Annotated in this window: 18 protein-coding genes; 11 read left to right on the forward strand and 7 right to left on the reverse strand. The window is 67.6% G+C overall.

The window, feature by feature from the left end:
• The first annotated feature begins 2 nt into the window (after positions 1-2).
• From ACFVTM_RS10205 to ACFVTM_RS10215, 3 genes are all read left to right on the forward strand, one after another.
• A complete protein-coding gene (locus tag ACFVTM_RS10205; protein ID WP_390203334.1) occupies positions 3-1,643 on the forward strand; it encodes an LCP family protein in 1,641 nt (546 codons plus the stop codon).
• 66 nt (positions 1,644-1,709) lie between these two features.
• Positions 1,710-2,996, forward strand: coding sequence for a mannose-6-phosphate isomerase, class I (gene manA, locus ACFVTM_RS10210; protein WP_390203335.1), 1,287 nt, complete (start codon positions 1,710-1,712; stop codon positions 2,994-2,996).
• 4 nt (positions 2,997-3,000) lie between these two features.
• On the forward strand, positions 3,001-3,972 hold the full coding sequence (locus ACFVTM_RS10215; RefSeq protein ID WP_390203336.1) for a lipid II:glycine glycyltransferase FemX: 972 nt from the start codon (positions 3,001-3,003) through the stop codon (positions 3,970-3,972).
• A gap of 60 nt (positions 3,973-4,032) precedes the next feature.
• On the opposite strand, the gene galE is transcribed toward ACFVTM_RS10215, so the two are convergent.
• Together galE and glpX are read right to left on the reverse strand one after the other, a co-directional pair.
• Complete coding sequence (gene galE, locus ACFVTM_RS10220; RefSeq protein WP_390203337.1) at positions 4,033-5,007, reverse strand: UDP-glucose 4-epimerase GalE; 975 nt, start codon at positions 5,005-5,007, stop codon at positions 4,033-4,035.
• Positions 5,008-5,145: 138 nt separating this feature from the next.
• On the reverse strand, positions 5,146-6,168 hold the full coding sequence (gene glpX, locus ACFVTM_RS10225) for a class II fructose-bisphosphatase (protein ID WP_390203463.1): 1,023 nt from the start codon (positions 6,166-6,168) through the stop codon (positions 5,146-5,148).
• Positions 6,169-6,363: 195 nt separating this feature from the next.
• Here glpX and ACFVTM_RS10230 point away from each other — a divergent pair, with 195 nt between their 5' ends.
• The 3 genes from ACFVTM_RS10230 (at position 6,364) to ACFVTM_RS10240 (ending at position 9,242) form a co-directional block, all read left to right on the forward strand.
• Entirely contained in the window at positions 6,364-7,110 is a 747-nt protein-coding gene (locus tag ACFVTM_RS10230) for a DUF4245 domain-containing protein (protein ID WP_390203338.1), read from the forward strand.
• A gap of 9 nt (positions 7,111-7,119) precedes the next feature.
• A complete protein-coding gene (locus tag ACFVTM_RS10235; protein WP_390203339.1) occupies positions 7,120-7,734 on the forward strand; it encodes a carbonic anhydrase in 615 nt (204 codons plus the stop codon).
• Positions 7,735-7,805: 71 nt separating this feature from the next.
• Positions 7,806-9,242 (forward strand): class II fumarate hydratase, encoded by a 1,437-nt coding sequence (locus ACFVTM_RS10240; RefSeq protein ID WP_390203340.1) that lies wholly within the window; start codon positions 7,806-7,808, stop codon positions 9,240-9,242.
• A gap of 91 nt (positions 9,243-9,333) precedes the next feature.
• Here ACFVTM_RS10240 and ACFVTM_RS10245 read toward each other — a convergent pair whose 3' ends face one another.
• On the reverse strand, positions 9,334-10,002 hold the full coding sequence (locus ACFVTM_RS10245) for a VWA domain-containing protein (protein ID WP_390203341.1): 669 nt from the start codon (positions 10,000-10,002) through the stop codon (positions 9,334-9,336).
• Positions 10,003-10,169: 167 nt separating this feature from the next.
• Here ACFVTM_RS10245 and ACFVTM_RS10250 point away from each other — a divergent pair, with 167 nt between their 5' ends.
• Together ACFVTM_RS10250 and ACFVTM_RS10255 are read left to right on the forward strand one after the other, a co-directional pair.
• Positions 10,170-10,901, forward strand: a complete 732-nt coding sequence (locus ACFVTM_RS10250; protein WP_390203343.1) for a TetR/AcrR family transcriptional regulator — start codon at positions 10,170-10,172, stop codon at positions 10,899-10,901.
• Positions 10,898-12,610, forward strand: a complete 1,713-nt coding sequence (locus ACFVTM_RS10255; RefSeq protein WP_390203344.1) for an MDR family MFS transporter — start codon at positions 10,898-10,900, stop codon at positions 12,608-12,610. The genes ACFVTM_RS10250 and ACFVTM_RS10255 overlap by 4 nt, the downstream gene beginning before the upstream one ends.
• A gap of 124 nt (positions 12,611-12,734) precedes the next feature.
• Here the strand turns inward: ACFVTM_RS10255 and ACFVTM_RS10260 are convergent, their stop codons facing one another.
• Positions 12,735-13,205 carry an NUDIX domain-containing protein gene (locus ACFVTM_RS10260; RefSeq protein WP_390203345.1) on the reverse strand — a complete coding sequence of 157 codons (471 nt, stop codon included), beginning with the start codon at positions 13,203-13,205 and terminating at the stop codon, positions 12,735-12,737.
• 8 nt (positions 13,206-13,213) lie between these two features.
• Positions 13,214-13,771, reverse strand: coding sequence for a prepilin peptidase (locus ACFVTM_RS10265; RefSeq protein ID WP_390203346.1), 558 nt, complete (start codon positions 13,769-13,771; stop codon positions 13,214-13,216).
• 58 nt (positions 13,772-13,829) lie between these two features.
• On the opposite strand from ACFVTM_RS10265, the gene ACFVTM_RS10270 reads away from it, so the two are divergent.
• Together ACFVTM_RS10270 and ACFVTM_RS10275 are read left to right on the forward strand one after the other, a co-directional pair.
• Entirely contained in the window at positions 13,830-14,660 is an 831-nt protein-coding gene (locus ACFVTM_RS10270; RefSeq protein ID WP_390203347.1) for a hypothetical protein, read from the forward strand.
• A 71-nt stretch (positions 14,661-14,731) separates the two neighbouring features.
• Complete coding sequence (locus tag ACFVTM_RS10275) at positions 14,732-15,382, forward strand: GNAT family N-acetyltransferase (protein ID WP_390203348.1); 651 nt, start codon at positions 14,732-14,734, stop codon at positions 15,380-15,382.
• A 445-nt stretch (positions 15,383-15,827) separates the two neighbouring features.
• On the opposite strand, the gene ACFVTM_RS10280 is transcribed toward ACFVTM_RS10275, so the two are convergent.
• Both ACFVTM_RS10280 and ACFVTM_RS10285 read right to left on the reverse strand, forming a co-directional pair.
• Positions 15,828-17,270, reverse strand: coding sequence for a PhoH family protein (locus tag ACFVTM_RS10280; protein ID WP_390203349.1), 1,443 nt, complete (start codon positions 17,268-17,270; stop codon positions 15,828-15,830).
• A gap of 233 nt (positions 17,271-17,503) precedes the next feature.
• Positions 17,504-18,265, reverse strand: coding sequence for an isoprenyl transferase (locus ACFVTM_RS10285; RefSeq protein ID WP_390203464.1), 762 nt, complete (start codon positions 18,263-18,265; stop codon positions 17,504-17,506).
• A gap of 232 nt (positions 18,266-18,497) precedes the next feature.
• Here ACFVTM_RS10285 and ACFVTM_RS10290 point away from each other — a divergent pair, with 232 nt between their 5' ends.
• The gene (locus tag ACFVTM_RS10290) at positions 18,498-19,136 is read left to right on the forward strand and encodes a hemolysin III family protein (RefSeq protein WP_390203465.1); all 639 of its coding nucleotides are present in this window, start codon (positions 18,498-18,500) and stop codon (positions 19,134-19,136) included.
• Positions 19,137-19,194 lie beyond the last annotated feature (58 nt).

Consider the following 19,194-nt stretch of genomic DNA (forward strand, 5'->3'; position numbering starts at 1 on the left):
GCATGAGCAGCAGCTACGCCCCTGCGCACCGCACTGAGGGCCCTGGCCAGCCCGGGCGGGCACTGGGCAACCCGGTCCGGCATCCGTCCGGCGCCCCGGCCCCGGTGCTGACCAAGCGGGCGTTCGTCCTGATCCTCATGACGCTGCTGGTTCCCGGCAGCGCCCAGATCGTGGCGGGCAAGCGCCGGCTCGGCCGGGCCGCGCTGCGCGTGACCCTCACTGTCTGGGCGCTGGCCCTGCTGGCCGTGCTGCTCCTGCTGGTGTCCCGCTCCACCCTGATCAACATCCTCGCCGGCCCCGTTCCCTCGCTCCTGCTGGTGCTCGGCCTCGCCTTCCTTGCCATCGGCTGGGCCGCCCTGTTCCTGAACACCCTGCGCCTGATCCGGCCCGGGCTGCTCACGCCCACGATCCGTCCCGCGGTGGTGCTGGCGCTCGTGCTGGCCATGATCCTCAGCAGCGGGTCCCTGGGCTACGCGGCCTATCTGCTCAATGTCAGCCGCGACGCCATCGGCAGCATCTTCTCCGGCTCCGGCCCCACCCTTGAGCCCACCGACGGCCGCTACAACTTCCTGATGATGGGCGGCGACGCCGGAGCGGACCGCACCGGCCGCCGGCCGGACAGCCTCTCCGTGATCAGCGTCGATGCCAAGACCGGCAGCACGGCGATCATCTCCGTGCCCCGCAACCTGCAGAATGCCCAGTTCAGCGCGGAATCCCCGATGCGCCAGGTGTATCCGGAGGGCTACAACTGCGGTGACGAATGCCTGATCAACGCCATCAACACCGAGGTCACCAACGAGCACAAGGATCTCTACCCCGGAGTGGCTGACCCCGGCGCGCAGGCCACCCTCGAAGCCGTGTCCGGAACGCTGGGCATCAAGGTCCAGGCCTACGTGCTGGTGGACATGGACGGTTTTTCCAAGCTCATCGACGCCATGGGCGGCATCCGGATCAAGGCCGGCGGCTGGGTCCCCATCAGCGGACCAATGGTGGATGAAGCCAACGGCATCCACGGCATGCCGGACGGCTGGATTCCGGCCGGCGACCAGACCCTCGACGGCTTCCATGCCCTCTGGTACGGCCGGTCCCGGGAATTCGTGGACGACTACGCCCGCATCCAGCGCCAGCAGTGCGTCCAGCAGGCGATGCTGAAGCAGCTCGACCCGGCAACCCTGCTGGCCAAGTTTGAGGACATCGCCAAGGCCGGCACCAAGGTGGTCGAATCGAACATCTCCTCCGGCCAGCTCGGCAGCTTCGTGGACCTGGCCATGAAGGCCAAGGGCCAGGACGTCAGCCGCCTGACCATCGGTCCGCCCGATTTCGATGCGTCCTTCTCCACGTCCCCGGACTTCGACGTCATCCACGCGCGGGTGGCCAAACTGCTGGCCAGCCCGTCCAGCGGTGCCGCTGCAGATGACACGGTCCTGCAGCCTGGCACGGGTGCGGGTCCGCTGTCCGCGGCCGGCGCCGCGCCGGCGACAGATCCCTCGCCGTCGCCGTCGACGTCTGACTTCACCCCGGTGACCACCACGCCGGACGGTGAGCCGATCACCGAAGAGATGCTCAACCAGTTCAAGCGCAATGGCGACGAGCAATCCATCCGCGACCTCGTCGCCACCAACGGGCAGTGCGCGCCGCTCTAGGGTGACCGGCCAGCGTGACCACTTTTCATTGACGAGACAGTTCATTTCAAAGACAGGGACCCGTCCATGTACGAACTTGAGAACGTCCTCAGGCCCTACGCCTGGGGCTCCCCGACGGCCATCGCCGGACTCCTGGGCCGGCCGGCCTCCGGCGGCCCCGAGGCGGAGCTCTGGATCGGCGCCCACCCGGACTCGCCCTCCGTCGCACTGACACTGCCGGCCGGCACCGGGCGGCACACGCCCGAAACGCACGACGGCGGACGGCTCGCGCTGGATGCCTTGATCGCCGGGGATCCGGAGCACTGCCTGGGCAGCGCGAGCGTGGACGCTTTCGGGCCGCGCCTGCCGTTCCTGCTCAAGGTCCTTGCGGCCGAATCGCCCTTGTCCCTGCAGGTGCACCCGACACTCGAGCAGGCCCGCGAGGGTTTCGCGCGAGAGGAGGCCGCCGGCGTCGACCGCGGCGCGCCGGAACGCAACTACAAGGATGCCTTCCACAAGCCGGAAATGATCTTCGCGCTGACCCCGTTCGAGGCGCTGTGCGGTTTCCGTCCGGCAGCCGCTTCCCGCGCGGTCTTCGAGCACCTGGCGGCGTGCTTTGACCTCGCCGGGCTGGAGCTGCCGCCGCTTGTTCCGCTGCTGCTCGAAGACCTGGCACAGCCGGACGAACCGGCCGCCCTGCGCTCGGCCTTTGAACGGCTCATCGCCGGCGGCGAGGACGTCTCCGGCGCCACCGCGGCGATCGTCGCGGCCCTCGTCTCCGGCGCCCCGATGGCCTCGCACGCGGCGGAGCTGACCACGGTCGTGGACCTCAACCGCGACTACCCCGGCGACCCCGGCGTCCTGATCTCGCTGCTGCTGAACCGGATCTCGCTGGCGCCGGGCGAGGCGGTCTACCTGCCGGCCGGAAACGTCCATGCCTACCTGCACGGCCTCGGGATCGAGGTCATGGCGTCCTCGGACAACGTGCTCCGCGGCGGGCTCACGCCGAAATTCGTGGACGTGCCGGAACTGCTCAAGACGGTCGCGTTCGAGGCCGTCGCCGTGCCGATGCTCCCCGCCGAGACCACGATGCTGGGCCAGGATCTCTTCCGGCCGCCGTTCCGGGAATTCCAGCTGCAGCGAATTGTTCTGGCACCCGGCGCCGAGCCCGTCCCCCTGGCACAGTCCGGTGCCGCCGTCGTCATCGTCACGGCCGGCTCCGTCCGCCTCGACTCCCCCAAGGGCGAGCTGCGGCTGGAACGGGGCGCCAGCGCCTTCCTGCCCGCCGCCGAGGCCCCGGTCAACCTCCACCCCGTCTCCGGCGCCACCGGCACCGCCCTGGCCTTTGCCGTCACCACCGCATTGGAAGCATGACACCATGGATTATTTCCTGCAGAGCCCGCAATGGGCACAGTTCCTGCGCGCGCTGGGGCGCACTGTCCACGAACAGTCAGGCCCCGGGTGGCGCTTCCTCGCGGTCGAGGAATCCAACCCGGCCGGGAAACTGCTGTACTCCCCCTACGGTCCGGTCGCCGAGTCAATCGCAGCGTTCGACGCCGCCCTTGCGGCCCTGACAGACCTCGCCCGCGCCAGCGGGGCCGTGTTTGTCCGGGTTGAACCGGTCACCGCAGGGTTCACTGCCTCCGAGGCCCACACCGTCCTGCGCAGCCGCGGCCTGCAGCCGGCTCCCGTCAGCAATCAGCCGGAGCTCAGCTGGATTATTGACCTTGACCGCGATTTCAAGGATGTCCTCGCGGACATGAAGCCGGCGAACCGGAACCTCTACCGCAACATCCACAAGAAGGGCGTGACGTTCCGCTCCAGCCAGGATCCGGCGGAGATCGCCGTCCTCCTGGAGTTCCTGCACATGACGGCCGCCCGCAACGGCTTCAAGCCGCAAAGCGACGAGTACCTGAGCCAGGTGGCCCGCTCGCTGATGCCAGCCGGCGCCGCGACGCTGTTTATCGCCGAACTCGACGGCCATCCGATCGCCGCGGCCCTGGCCTACGATTCGGCCGACACGCGGACCTACGCCCACGCCGCCCTGGATGACACGCACCGCAAGCTCAGCGCAGGCATTCCCCTGCTGGTCACCCTGATCGCGGACGCCCAGGCAAAGGGCCTCAAGCACGTGGACCTGTGGGGTGTGGCGCCCGAGGACCAGCCCGACCACAAATGGGCCGGGTTCACGGCCTTCAAGAAATCGTTCGGCGGGCGCGGGATCGCCTACCCCGGAACGTGGGACCTGCCGGTCCGGAAAGTCCGCTACGGCAGCTACCAGCTGGCCCGCAAGGGCGCCCAGCTCGCCAAGAAGCTCCGCGCCCGGTCCAAGGCCCTCGCGAGCCGCTGAGGGCGCCGCCGGCGGCCCGGTGCGCCGCCGGAGGCCGGAACCGGCCGGTTGGCCGGGCTGCTAGCTGGCTGCGGAAATTGCGTGCCGCTGGGCGTCGTAGGCGCTCGCGACCATCTGATCCACGGAATGGCGCATTTTCCAGTTGAGATCGCGGGCGGCCAGCGTGCCGTCGGCCACGATCCGGTCAGGGTCCCCGGCCCGGCGCGGGCCGATCTCCGGTTCGAAGTCGATCCCCGTGACGTTGGCCATCGCGGTCATGATCTGGCGCACGGACAGCCCGTCCCCGGATCCGAGGTTGTAGACGCGCTCCAACGGCTTGCCCGCGGCGAGGGCCTGGGCGGCCGCCACATGCGAGGTGGCCAGATCGGCCACGTGCACGTAGTCGCGCACACAGGTTCCGTCCGGCGTGTTGTAGTCGACGCCGTTGATGCGCGGTGTCTGGCCCGCCGTGAGCGCCCGCAGCACGATCGGGAAGAGGTTATGCGGGCTTGTGTCGTAGAGCTCCGGTGCTCCTGAGCCGACCACATTGAAGTACCGCAGCGACGTGTGTTTCAGCCCCCGGGCCCGGCCCTGGTCCCTGATCAGCCACTCACCGATCAGCTTGCTCTCACCGTAGGGCGATTCCGGGTTGGTGGGCGTGTCCTCGGTGACGACGTCCCCGGTGGGCGTGCCGTACGTGGCCGCGGAGGAGGAGAAGACCAGCTTGTCGACTCCGGCGAGCTCCATGGCCTTGAGCAGCTGCGCGGTGCCCGTAACGTTTTGTTCGTAGGTCAGCAGCGGCTCCTGGACGGAGACCCCGGCGTACTTGAAGCCGGCCAGGTGGATCACGCCGGTCACCGCGTGGTTCCGCAGCGTGTCGGCCACGAGCTCGCCGTCGAGGATGCTGCCGTGGATGAACGGCACATCGGCGGGCACGAACTCGCGGTGTCCGCTGGAAAGTGAATCAATCACCACCGGCTGGATCCGGGCCCCGCGCAAGGCGGAAACCACATGAGAACCGATATATCCTGCACCGCCAGTTACGAGCCACGTCATGGCTCCACCCTATCTAATCCGCCGGGCCTGCGGCCGCCCCGCGGCAACAAAGAGCATCAGACCACGGATTAAGACGACGAATCCCGGGACGCGGAGGCGGCCCGGGATTCGCGGTGCGGCGTGCTTGCGGCGCAGGTGCTAGCTCTTGCGGGCGTAGCCCTCCCACTTGCTGGCCTGGTGCTCGCCGTCGACAAAGCGGATGGTGCCGGACTTGGAGCGCATCACGATGGACTGGGTGAGGACCTTGTCCTTGGAGTAGCGGACACCCCTGAGGAGGTCGCCGTCGGTGATACCGGTGGCGGCGAAGTAGCAGTTGTCGCTGGAGACGAGGTCGTTGGTCGAGAGCACGCGCTCCAGATCGTGGCCGGCGTCGATCGCCTTCTGCTTCTCCTCGTCGCTCGTGGGCCACAGCCGGCCCTGGATGACGCCGCCGAGGGACTTGATGGCGCAGGCGGCGACGATGCCTTCCGGGGTTCCGCCGATGCCCATGAGGGCGTCCACGCCGGTGCCGGCACGCGCAGCGGCGATGGCCCCTGCGACGTCACCGTCCATGATGAACTTCGTGCGGGCGCCGGCTTCGCGGATTTCCTCGACAAGCGGGCGGTGCCGGTCGCGGTCCAGGATCATGACGTTGAGCTGGTTGACCTTGACGCCCTTGGCCTTGGCGATCAGGTGCAGGTTCTGCTTGACCGGCAGGCGCAGGTCAACCATGTCAGCGGCCTCAGGGCCGGTGACAAGCTTCTCCATGTAGAACACGGCAGAGGGATCGAACATGGAGCCGCGTTCGGCCACGGCCAGGACGGCCAGGGCGTTGTTGATGCCGAGGGCGGTCAGGCGGGTTCCGTCGATGGGGTCGACTGCGACGTCACACTCGGGGCCAGTGCCGTCACCGACGTGTTCGCCGTTGAACAGCATCGGCGCTTCGTCCTTCTCACCCTCGCCGATGACCACGACGCCGTTGAAGTGGACGGTCTGCAGGAACGAACGCATGGCGTCCACGGCGGCGCCGTCGGCCTTGTTCTTGTCGCCGAAGCCCACCCAGTGACCGCCGGCGATGGCCGCGGCCTCGGTGACGCGGACAAGTTCCAGTGCGAGGTTGCGGTCAGGCTCGTCGATCCCAACGGCGAGCGAGGGGGAAAGCGTGGAGTACTTCTGGGACATAGGCGCTGGTGTCACGTGAACCTCTTCTTCGAGTGGCGGTCGTTGAACCCGTACGGCCAGGATCGATCCGTCGCGGTGATTCGTCTGATACTGATCATAGTCGTGGCGCGCTCTTCAGGTCATGGGATGACCCGCGCGTGACGCACTTCACCACCAGGCGGCCGACAAGGCCGCGAATGTGAGATCGGCCCGGACATGGGCGACTATAGAAGGGTGAGTGAAAAGCAGGACACCTCCCCCGCCGCCCCCGGTTCTCCGGCTGGCAGCGCCCCCGCAGCCGCCCCGGACGCTTCCGGGCAGCCGGCCGTGAAGCCCGTCATCGCCGCCGCGGCGGCCAAACGAGCCAACGCCTCCGTGATGGGCATGATCATCGCGCTGGTGGTGAGCATCGCCGCGTTCCTGCCGATCGTCCTCATGAACCCCTCACCGAAGAGCGACGGCTACCGGCCCAACATCAACGTCAGCGCCATCGCGCTGAACGCCGCGGATGTGGCGGGATTCACACCCGTCGCGGCCGATACCGGCGACACATTTCGCGCCAACTACGCCCGCTGGGAATCCGGCGGCGGCAGCGGCGTCCCGGCCTGGGAAGTCGGGTACCTGACACCCAAGGAGTCCTTCATTGGCCTCGTGCAGACCCGCCAGGCCAACCCCACCTGGCTCCTGCAGCAGACCAAGAACGCGCCCGTGACAGGAACCCGCAGCGCCGGCGGCCGCGATTGGGAACTGCGCGACACCGGCAAGGGCGAGAAGTCCATGGTGCTGACCGACCGTGGCACCACCGTCATCCTCTCCGGATCCGCGACGCTGGACGAGTTCACCACCTTGGCGGCCGCCGTCGTCAAATCGCTTGAAAGCAACCCTCCCGCCGGGGCACCGTCCAGCACGGCGACGCCCACACCGGGCGCAACAGTTTCTCCTTCGGCCAGCCCTTCGCCGTAAAGTAGCCACGTGGCTACCTACCTGACTCCCGAACTCGCCTGGCAACGTCTCCGTGAAGGCAACAAGCGTTTTGTCGCCGGCACGTCCTCACACCCCAACCAGGACGCATCGAGGCGCTCGTCGCTGGTAGAAAACCAGCACCCCTTCGCCGTGATCTTCGGCTGCTCCGACTCCCGCCTCGCCGCCGAGATCATCTTCGACCTCGGCCTCGGGGACGCTTTCGTCGTCCGGACCGCCGGCCAGGTGATCGACGACGCCGTGCTCGGCTCGCTGGAATACAGCGTCAGCGAACTGGCCGTTCCGCTGATCGTCGTCTTGGGGCACGACCGCTGCGGCGCCGTCACCGCCACCAAGGCTGCCGTGGAAACCGGCCAGATGCCGGCCGGATTCATCCGCAGCCTGGTGGAGCGGATCACCCCGTCCGTGTTGACCTCGCTGCGTAACAATCAGACCGACATCAACGACATGGTGATCGAAAACGTCAAGCAGACCTCGCAGCGGCTGGTGGACAGTTCCCGGGTGATTTCGGGCGCCGTCGACAGCGGCCGCACTACCGTGGTCGGCCTCGCCTACAGCCTTGCCGACGGCCGGGCCGACCTCGTCTCCAGCATCGGCAGGCTCTAAACCCCGGCGCCCGGTCCGCGGAGCCCGCTCCCGGTTTTCGGTGGGACTCCCACTCCCAATAAGCTAACCCCATGACTTCCACACATGAGTTGAACACCGAAGAGTTCCGCATTGAACACGACACGATGGGCGAAGTCCGCGTTCCCGTGAACGCCCTGTACCGCGCACAGACGCAGCGGGCAGTCGAGAACTTCCCGATCTCCGGCAAGACCCTGGAACGCGCCCACATCGAAGCCCTGGCACGGGTGAAGAAGGCTGCCGCCCAGGCGAACGCCGAACTGGGGGTGCTCGACGGCGAGCTCGCCCAGGCGATCGCCGACGCCGCCGACGAGGTTGCGGCCGGCAAGTTCGACGGCGACTTCCCGATCGACGTCTTCCAGACCGGCTCCGGCACGTCCTCGAACATGAACACCAACGAGGTCCTCGCCGAGCTTGCCTCCCGCGCCCTCAAGGCCGCCGGCAGCGACAAGGTTGTCCACCCGAACGACCACGTCAACGCCTCGCAGTCCTCCAACGACGTCTTCCCGACCTCCGTGCACGTGGCAGCGACCTCCGCCCTGATCAACGACCTGATCCCGGCCCTCGGCTACCTGGCAGAGTCGCTGGAGCGCAAGGCCGTCGAATTCAAGGACGTCGTGAAGTCCGGCCGCACGCACCTCATGGACGCCACCCCGGTCACGCTGGGCCAGGAGTTCGGCGGCTACGCAGCGCAGGTCCGCTACGGCATCGAACGCATTAACGCCGCCCTCCCCCGCGTCGCCGAAGTACCCCTCGGCGGCACGGCCGTCGGCACCGGCATCAACACCCCGGCAGGTTTCCCGGAGCGCGTGATCGAACTCCTCGCCGCCGACACCGGCCTGCCGCTGACCGAGGCCCGCGACCACTTCGAGGCCCAGGCCAACCGTGACGGCCTGATCGAGGCCTCCAGCCAGCTGCGCAACATCGCGATCTCCTTCATGAAGATCAACAACGACCTGCGCTGGATGGGTTCCGGCCCCAACACCGGCCTCGGCGAAATCGCCATCCCGGACCTGCAGCCGGGCTCCTCGATCATGCCCGGCAAGGTCAACCCGGTCATCTGCGAAGCCTCCATCATGGTTTGCGCCCAGGTCATCGGCAACGACACCGCCATCGCCTGGTCCGGCACCAACGGCGCGTTCGAACTGAACGTCGGCATCCCCGTAATGGCCGCCAACCTGCTCGAATCCGTGCGCCTGCTGGCCAACACCAGCCGCGTCATGGCCGACAAGATGATCGACGGCATCACCGCGAACGTGGAACGCGCCCGCTTCCTGGCCGAGGCCTCCCCGTCCATCGTGACCCCGCTGAACAAGTTCATCGGCTACGAGAACGCCGCCAAGATCGCCAAGAAGGCCGTGGCCGAGGGCCTGACCATCCGCGAAACCGTGGTGGCCATGGGCTTCCTGGAGCGCGGCGAACTGACCGAGGAGCAGCTGGACACCGCCCTGGACGTCATGTCCATGACGCGTCCGCCGCACAAGGCCTAGCGACTCCGGGCGGCCACTCCGCCCCGTCGGGAACATCCGCCGCCGGCCGGCACCTTTCCTGGAAGGGTGCCGGCCGGCGGCATGTCAGCGCCTAGGTCCCAGGGGCCTCTCCGCCGGCCGCCGCGCGCTCCTCGGGAGTGTATGCGGCGGCCGCCGAGGCCTCGGCCATGCTGGCACCGCCGATCCGCGCCTCCCGCAACCGCCGTGTCTTGGCGGACTGGACGGAAAAGGCAGCATCGACGTTCCCGGCGGCATAGGTCAGGGCGTCCTCGGCGCGAATGCCCAGGCTGCCAGCCGTCAAGACGGCGTCCTGGTTGGCGCCCAAGTAGGTGAACTGCCAGCCCCACTGGTTCTGCTGCCGCTGGACCAGGGCCTTGACCAGGGCGCCACTGGCCTCGCGCGAGGAGTTCTCGTGCCCGTCCGTCAGCACGGCCACGAGCACAGTGCCGGGGCGCCGGTCCTCCGGGAGGGCCGCGAGTTCGGCCCCCGCCTCGCCGATCAGGCGGACCATGGCGTCATGCAGGGCTGTGCTGCCCCGTGGCTGCAGGTCCAGGGCCGGCACATCCTGGATGTCCACCGAGGCGTAGACGCGCTCGTAGGTGTCATCGAACTGCGCCAGCGACAGCCGGCACCGTCCGGCCACCGCCTGCTGCTCACGCACGAACGCCGCGAACCCGCCCACGGTGTCGTCAGCGATGGCGCTCATGGAGCCGGAACGGTCCAGGAGGACATATACGTGCGTCAGGGCTGAATCTGTCATGCTTCCCCATTTCCGGTCCGGACGGGGCTTCCGCCTCGTCGGGGACCACCTGTTGCCAGCAGAAGAGCTGGACAGGAGCAGGTTACGGCCGGGCACCGACATTACGTTCCGCAACAGCCCCACCCCTCTTTTTGCACTATTTAAAGTTAAGTGCAAAAATACACTCTATGGGAAACAGTGCAATTAATACGGGCGGCCTCCGCGAGCGCAAACGGGCCGCAACCCGGGCGGCCATCACCGCCGTCGCCCGTTCCCTCACCGCCGAACGGGGCCTCAACGGCTACACCGTGGAGGAAGTCTGCGAACGCGCAGGCATATCCCGCCGGACCTTCTTCAACTATTTCCCCGCGAAGGAAGATGCGATCCTCGGCCACGTCGACGACGACTTTCCCGAAGAAGTCGTGGCCCGGTTCATGGCAGGCGGCGCGGGTTCGATGCCCGGTGAAATATCGATTTCCCTCCTCGCCGACCTCGTCCGGCTCTCCCTCGATCTGTCCGAACGGATGAGCGGCTCGGAGGAAGAGACCCGCCAGCTGATCGGGGTGATCAAGAAGGAGCCCCAGCTGATGCTCCGGATCATCGGCGCCTCCGAGGAACGCGAGGCCGAGTTCGCCCGGTTGCTCGCGGCCAGGGAAGGCGTTGCGGCCGACCACCCCGTCGTCCGCATGGCCGTGGTCCTCCTCGGAAACGTCGCCAGGAGGACCAGCGCCGACTACTTCTCCGAAGGGAACACCCGGCCCTACAAGGACATGTTGATCGAAAACATTTCCGCGGCCCGCACTCTTTTCTCCCTCCCGTTCGACCCGTCCCACTTCGCTCCGTCCCCCTCCAACACTGTCCAGCCAGACAATGTCCAGCCAGGCACTGTCCAGCCCATCCCCTCCGAAGGAGCGCAATGAGCGCCGCCGTCAGCACCAAACCAGCAGCCGAGCCTCTGCTGCTGACCCAGAAACGTATCTGGATCATCTTCTCCGCCCTCATCGCGGGCATGCTGCTCTCCAGCCTTGACCAGACCATCGTGTCCACCGCCATGCCCACAATCGTCGGCAAGCTCGGCGGCGTGGAACACCAGGCCTGGATCACCACGGCCTACCTCCTGGCCACCACCATCGTCATGCCGATCTACGGAAAGTTCGGCGACATCCTGGGGCGCCGGAACCTTTTCCTCATCGCCATCGGGCTCTTCACGCTCGCCTCCGTTGGCTGCGCCCTCGCCACGGACTTCTGGGGCTTCGTGATCTTCCGCGCCATCCAGGGCCTGGGCGGCGGCGGCCTGATGATCCTGTCCCAGGCCATCATCGCGGACATCGTTCCGGCCAAGGAACGCGGCAAGTACATGGGCCCGCTGGGGGCAATCTTCGGCCTCTCCGCCGTCGCCGGACCCCTGCTGGGCGGTTTCTTCGTGGACCACCTGACCTGGGAATGGGCCTTCTACATCAACATCCCGATCGGCATCGCCGCGTTCACCATTGCCTGGTTCACCCTGACGCTGCCGAACAAGAAGGCCGAGAAGCGGATCGACATCCTCGGCGTGCTGCTGCTCTCCGCGGCCACCACGTGCCTGATCTTCTTCACCGACTTCGGCGGCAAGAAGGACGAGGGCTGGGATTCGCCGCTAACGTGGGCCTTCGGCGCCGGGCTGGTGCTCGCCGCTGCCGCCTTCGTCATGGTGGAGCGCCGTGCCGAGGACCCCATCATCCCGCTGAGCCTGTTCAAGAACCGCATCTTCGTGAACTCCACCGCCATCGGCTTCACCCTCGGGCTGGGCATGTTCGCGGCGATCGCGTTCGTCCCGACGTTCCTGCAGATGTCCTCCGGGACCTCCGCCGCGGAATCCGGTCTGCTGATGCTGCCCATGATGGTGGGACTCATGGGCACGGCCATCTTCTCCGGCATCCGGATCTCCAAGACCGGCAAGTACAAGCTGTTCCCTGTCCTCGGGGCCACCCTGACCATCGCGGCAATGCTGTGGCTGACCACGCTCACGGCCGCCACCCCCATCTGGGTGATCTGCGTGCAGCTGTTCGTCTTCGGTGCCGGCCTGGGCTCGATCATGCAGGTCATTGTCCTGGTGGTGCAGAACTCCGTGCCGGCGGACCAGATCGGCACGGCAACGAGCACCAACAACTACTTCCGTGAGGTCGGCGCGTCCCTTGGCGTCGCGGTGTTCGGCTCCATCTTCACCACCCGGCTCTCCGAGTCCCTCGGCAAGGCCTTTGCCGGTGCCGGCGCCTCGGCCGAGCAGGCCTCGCAGTCCACCCGGACGCTGGATCCGCAGGTCCTCAGCCAGCTTCCGGCACAGCTCAAGGACGCGATCGTCAACGCCTACGCGGATTCGCTCGCTCCCGTCTTCTGGTACCTGCTGCCGTTCCTGGTCATCGCCCTGGTCCTGGCCCTGACGCTCAAGCAGATCCCGCTGTCGGACACCGCCGGAATGGTGGCCCGGGGCGAAGCAGTGGGCGGCGAGGAAGCCGAACGGCTCGAGGCGGCCCGCAGCGCGGCCGCCACCGCAGCCCGCAACGCCGCCGACGGCGAGGACAGCAGCAATTCAGAGCCCAGCACCGAAGGGCACACGCACGACGACGAACTCACCCGCCCGCGCGGCTGACCGTCCGGGGTCGGCTTAGGCCGACAGCCATTGCCTGCAGGGGCGCCGCAATCCTTTGGGGGTTGCGGCGCCCCTGCCGCGTGCCCGGCCGGTCAGCTTCTGCAGGCGGGCGCGGGTGCCGGTCTCAGCGCCAGTAATGGACTTCGCCCGCCGGGCCGGTGGCCCGCCGGATCATCTCCAGGTGCCCGGGCATGAGGTCCGGGAAGTCCGCTGGATGGAACCATCCCACGTCGAGGGATTCGTCGTCGTTGACCCGGGCCTCGCCCGAGACAAAGCGGCAGCGGAACACCAGCGTCAGGAAATGGCAGACGTCGCCGTTGGGATAGCGGATGGGACCCACGGCATCCACCGACACCAGCCGCTGGACCTCGGCCACCACCCCGGTCTCTTCGAGGATCTCCCGCAGCAGGCCTGGCGCCGGATCCTCGCCCGGCTCCAGGATCCCGGTGATCAGTCCCCATTGTCCGTTGTCGGCCCGCTGGCCGAGCAGGACCCGGCCGGCGTCGTCGAACACCGCTCCCCTGACGCCGGGCAGCCACAGCGGCTCGTGTCCGATCTTCTCGCGCAGTCTGAGGATGAAATCCGGGGTGGCCATGCGCCAGCCTAACCGGCCGGAATCAGCAGCATGGCTGCCGCCGTGCCGGCCAGCATGAACGGCCCGAAGGGAATGGCCGACTGCAGCGTGCCGCGCCGCAGGGCGAGCAATCCGACACTCCACAGCCCCCCGAGGACAAACGCGGCCAGAGTCCCGGCCAGCACGTGCCCCCAGCCAAGAAACCCCAGATACATCCCCAGGACGCCCGCGAGCTTCACGTCGCCGAACCCCATCCCCGGCGGATACACCGCGTGCAGGAGGAAATAGAAGAGCCAGAGGGCTGCCCCGCCGGCGAGGATCCGCAGCCCCGGGACCCCGAACGCCCCGGCGTCTGCCGTGCCGGCCAGGTCCTGCCCGCCCGGAAGGAGCAGGCTGGCGGCCGCCCCCAGCAGGAGCACGCCGGAGATCGCGTAGGAAGGAAACACAATCCGGTCCGGCAGCAGGTGGTGCCGGACGTCAATGACGGTGAGCCGGACGGCCATCACGGAAAAGTAGGCGCACGCGGCCAGGGCCAGCCAGAAGGCCAGCGGGTTGGCGGCGCCCAGGATACCGAGTCGTTCGATCACTCTCGGATGCTACTGGATATTCGTCCGGCCCGGCGGTCCCCGCGCGTAAACTGTGGATATGGCGGCATGGGACAGCAGGGACCGGCACGGACCGGCCGCGCCCCGCGGTCCGGGAGACCAAGCCGCGGCCTTCCGGAACCTGTGCCGGTCCTCACCCTGGAAATGGCAGTCGCTGAGGTTCGAGTACCTGGACCGGCCCCTCACGGGTTCTGCGGGCTCCCTCACCGCCGGCCCCTCCCCCGACGACCTCGTCAGAGGGTGGCTGCGCAGGCCCGGCGCCTTGCGGCTGGAGACCGCCGGCGGTCTCGTGATCGGCAGCACCACCGGCATCAATGATTCGCGCGGCGGCTTCTATGTCAGTTCCACGCGGAAGACCTGGCTGCTGCCGCCGCATCTGGTCACCCCGGTGTACGACGACGACGGGCTGGTCCGCCGCCGCCCGGAGGCAGCCTACGGCGAGCCGTCGTTCGGCAACGGCCGGTTCGCCGCCGTCCTGGACCCCGTGGAGCTCGCGGGCAACGCCCCGGTCCCGTTGGAGTTTCCCAATTCGAACGCGGTGGAGCTTGGCCCCATCACGGAGGTTGACCATGAGGGGCGGCCCGCCCTGGAAACCACGGTCAGCCCGAACCTCTCGTACCGTCCGGCCGATCCCGTGGCCCCGCTGTGCAGGCCGGGGCACACCCTGCTGAGGATCGACGCCGGCACGGGCGTCTGCGTTGCGAGCCGCTGGCTGGACGCGCCCGCAGGCGGCAATGGACAGGACGGCTACGGCCACTGGCTCAGGATCCTGGGCGTCGACGAATACATGCTCGATGACCTGTTCCTGGCCGAATCGATGAACCTCACCGACGTCCGGCGCCACATCAGCTGGGACGTTCCCGCCGAGTAGCCGGCGGAACACCAGAGGGGCACACAGCGGGGTGACTGGCGTCCGCCGCCCGGCACCGTTAGGCTTCCCCGATGACTGAGCCCGCCGCATATTGGCCCCCTTTCGGCCTCACCCTGACCACGCCGAACCTCCAGCTGCGGCCCGTCCGCGACCAGGACATTCCGGCCGCAGTCGAGGCGGCCAGCAGCGGCATTCACGAGCCGGGCCGGAACCCGTTCAGCAACCCCTGGACCGAGGCCCCGCCCCACAAGCTCGGCACCAACATGGCCCAGTGGTACTGGCGGTGCCGGGCCGGCATGAGCCCCCAGGATTGGACCCTCCTGCTCGGCATCTGGCACAAGGACGAATTCGTGGGCTGCCAGGACGTCGCGGCCAAGGACTTCGCCGCCCTCAAGACGGTCACCACGGGCTCCTGGCTCCGCCAAAGCGCCCAGGGCCGCGGCCTCGGCAAGGAGATGCGGGCTGCCGTCGCGCTCTACGCCTTCGACTGGCTCGGCGCAGAAGTGGCCGAATCCGAGGCCGCCGCCTGGAACCAGCAGTCGCTGGGCGTCTCGCGTTCCCTCGGCTACGAGCTCAACGGCGTCACGCGAGCCGTCTGGGGCGGCAAGGCCCAGGAAGTCCAAAACGTCCGCCTCACCCCCGCCACCTTCAAACGCCCCGACTGGCAGCTGCAAGTGCAAGGCCACGAACCCACCGCGAAGTACCTGGGCATCAAGCAGTAGCTCCTAAGCGTGACCGCGGCGTCCTGCCGTCGCTGAGACACCCGGTTGCCGTGGTTGGGTTTGCCGGGATACGGCCTTTCGCCGTCGCTTAGACACGTCGCATTGGGACCACTGCGGTCGCTGGGCGACCTCCGGGGTCCGATGCGCCGCGATGCGCTCCTTTGCGAAAGACCGCATCCCGGCGGGTTCGGCCGTCGCCTTGCGAAAGTCCGTGCCCCGGTTGGTCAGTGTCTCACCTTCGCGGGGCTGTGGTGTTCCGCTGAGGAGCGCATCGCCGACCAGAGCGAAGCGGAGGTCGCCCAGCGACCGCAGCGTAGCGGCGGGAGGTGTCTAAGCGACGGCGGGACGCCACTGCCCCGCGGACCCAACCACGGCAAATCCAACAACGGCGAAGGGCCGCGGCCCGGCGAACCCGACCACGGCCCCTCGCGAAGTCGACGGAAGCCTAGATCTCCGCCCCCTCAAGCAGCTCCGTCACCAACGCAGCAATCGGCGAGCGCTCCGAGCGGGTGAGGGTGACGTGGCCGAACAGCGGGTGTCCCTTCAGTGTCTCGACGACGGCAGCCACGCCGTCGTGCCGTCCGACCCGGAGATTGTCCCGTTGGGCGACGTCGTGCGTGAGGACAATCTTCGAGTTCTGCCCGATCCGGCTCATCACCGTCAGCAGCACATTCTTCTCCAGCGACTGCGCCTCGTCGACGATCACGAAGGCGTCGTGCAGCGAGCGTCCGCGGATGTGCGTCAGCGGCATGACCTCGAGCATGCCCCGGTCCATCACTTCCTCCACCACCTCCTGGCTGACCAGCGCGCCCAGGGTGTCAAAGACGGCCTGCGCCCACGGGTTCATCTTTTCCGCCTCGGACCCGGGCAGGTAGCCCAGTTCCTGGCCGCCCACCGCGTACAGGGGCCGGAACACGATCACCTTGCGGTGTTCCCGGCGCTCCAGCACGGCTTCGAGGCCGGCGCACAGGGCCAGCGCTGACTTGCCCGTTCCGGCGCGGCCACCCAGGGACACAATGCCGACCGACGGGTCCATCAGGAGGTCGATCGCCAGCCGCTGCTCGGCCGAGCGTCCGTGGAGTCCGAAGACGTCGCGGTCCCCCTTGACGAGCCGCACCTGCTTGTCCGCCCCTACCCGTCCGAGGGCCGAACCCCGGGGCGAAAGCAGCACCAGCCCGGTGTTGGTCGGCAGCTCGGCCGCGGCAGGGATGAATACCGGCTCGTGCCCGTACAGGGTCGCGACCTCGTCCTCGCCCGCGTCGAGCTCGGCGACGCCGGTCCACCCGGAGTCCTGGACGAGTTCATTGCGGTATTCGTCGGCCAGCAGCCCCATGGCCGAGGCTTTGACGCGCATCGGCAGGTCTTTGGACACCACCGTGACGTCGCGGCCCTCGTTGGCCAGGTTCTTGGCCACGGCCAGGATGCGGCTGTCGTTGTCCGCGCCGCGGAAGCCGGCGGGCAGCACCTCGGCGGAGATGTGGTTCAGCTCCACCATGAGCGTGCCGCCGTCGGCGCCAAGCGGGATGGGTCGGTCCAAGCCGCCGTGCTCGAGCCGCAGGTCATCCAGCAGCCGAAGGGCCTTGCGCGCAAAGTAACCCAGTTCCGGGTCGTGGCGTTTTCCTTCGAGCTCGGTGATGACGACGATTGGCAGGATGACTTCGTGCTCGGCGAAGCGCAGGAGGGCCCGCGGATCGGAGAGCAGCACGGAGGTATCGATCACGAAACTGCGGGCCGTGCCCCGATTCCCTGTTCCTTCCCCGGAAACAGCAAGACCGGCCGCAGCATCTTTTCGTGCCGCACCGGTCTTTGAGGTGGCTCGCTTGGCGCGAGAGGTAGCTTTCTGTCCCTGATCGGAAATAACGTCGGGCAGTTGCTCAGAAATAGCCACATCGACTCCAGCCCCGGGGCAATGCCCGGATTTGTTATTGGTGAGGCGGCTCGGCCTGGAGGCCGGACGCGGCCCCCCATACACCCGGTGCGAAAATCCGCTCCATGTACTGGCCTCCCCGATCGGCCGGCGAATTGCCCGCCGATGGGATAAACGTACGTCTCCGGGGCCGGGTTTGTCCGATTATTTTTCGGCGATTCTTGTTGCCGTCTTGTGAACTCCGTGTGAACGGCTCAGGCTCCGAAGCGGCGCTGCCTGCCGGCGTAATCGCGCAGGGCGCGCAGGAAGTCGACCTTGCGGAACGCCGGCCACAAGGCCTCGCAGAAGTAGAACTCACTGTACGCGCTTTGCCACATGAGGAACCCGGACAGCCGCTGCTCTCCGGAGGTCCGGATCACGAGTTCCGGGTCAGGCTGCCCGCGCGTGTAGAGGAACCGGGAGATGTCATCCACGGTGAGCTCATCGGCGAGTTTTCCGATGTCCGCCCCGCGGCCGACGGCGTCGTGGAGCAGTTCCCGGACGGCGTCGACAATCTCCCGCCGTCCGCCGTAGCCGACGGCGACATTGACGTGCAGCTTTTCCTGCGCGGGCGTGCGCGCCGTGAGATTGTTCAGGCGTTCGGCGAGGTAGTCCGGCAGCAGTTCGGGGGCGCCCATGGCGTGCACCGAGATGTTGGCGTCCTCGTCCAAACGGTCCAGGGTGTTGGCGATGATCCCCATCAGGAGGTCCAGTTCCTCGCCGGAGCGGTTCATGTTGTCCGTGGAGAGCATGTACAAGGTGACTACCTTGACTCCGAGCTCCTGGCACCAGCCGAGGAATTCGTGGATCTTGTCCGCGCCGGCCTGGTGTCCCTGGCTTGTGGGGGCGTTGAACTGGCGGGCCCAGCGCCGGTTGCCGTCGACCATGACGCCGACGTGCCGGGGGATCCGTTCCGGATCGAGGGAGCGCTGCAGCTTGCGCTCGTAAAAGCCGTAAAGGAACCCGGGCATTTCCATCCGGAGTTTCACCTGGCTTCCTTGAGGTCCTTGTTCAGTGCACATCCTAGGGTACCTGCCGGAGGCCGCTGCCGCGTGCAGCTTCGGCCTCGGACGGGCCCGGAACCCTTGTTACCCATCAGTAACTTACTAGTGCGTACGATATTATTGCGGCATGGATAGCAACAGTTTGGAGCCCCGGCCAGAGCCTCCGGCGCAACGGGGAACCCCGGTGGACGAGGCCGCGGTGAAGCTGGCTGAGCTGCTGATGATCAAGCCCAAATGGCGCGGCTGGATCCACACTGTGACGGCCCCGCTGGCGTTAGCCGCCGGGCTGGTGCTGGTTATCCTTGCCCCGCCGGACCTGAAGGTTGCCTGCGCGGTCTATGCCGTCACCGGGGTGCTGCTGTTCGGCGTCAGCGCCGTCTATCACCGCGGGAACTGGTCACCGCGGGTCAAGATGGTCCTGAAGCGGCTGGACCACACGAACATCATGCTGGTGATCGCCGGAAGCTACACGCCGCTTGCCTGGGCCCTCCTGGACCGGCAGCAGGCCGAGCTGCTGCTGTGGGTCATCTGGACCGGGGCCATCCTCGGCGTGCTGTTCCGCCTGCTGTGGACCAATGCGCCGCGGTGGCTCTATGTGCCGATCTACATCGCCCTGGGCTGCGGCTCGCTGTTCTACCTCCCGGAGTTCTTCGCCGCCAACGTCGCCTCGGCAGTGCTGATCTGCGTGGGCGGCGTCCTGTACATCACCGGGGCCGTCTTCTACGCCCTGAAAAAGCCCAACTTCAGCTACAAGCACTTCGGTTTCCACGAGCTGTTCCACGCCCTGACGGTCGTCGCCTTCGCCGCGCACTACATCGCGATTGCCATCGCGGTCCTAAGCTGAGGCTGCCTGCACGCCTGCCTGCCTGCCTGCCTCCGCCCAGTCTCCCCACGTTTGAGAC

The sequence above is a fragment of the Arthrobacter sp. NPDC058130 genome (genome assembly GCF_042884475.1).
GTDB lineage: Bacteria > Actinomycetota > Actinomycetes > Actinomycetales > Micrococcaceae > Arthrobacter.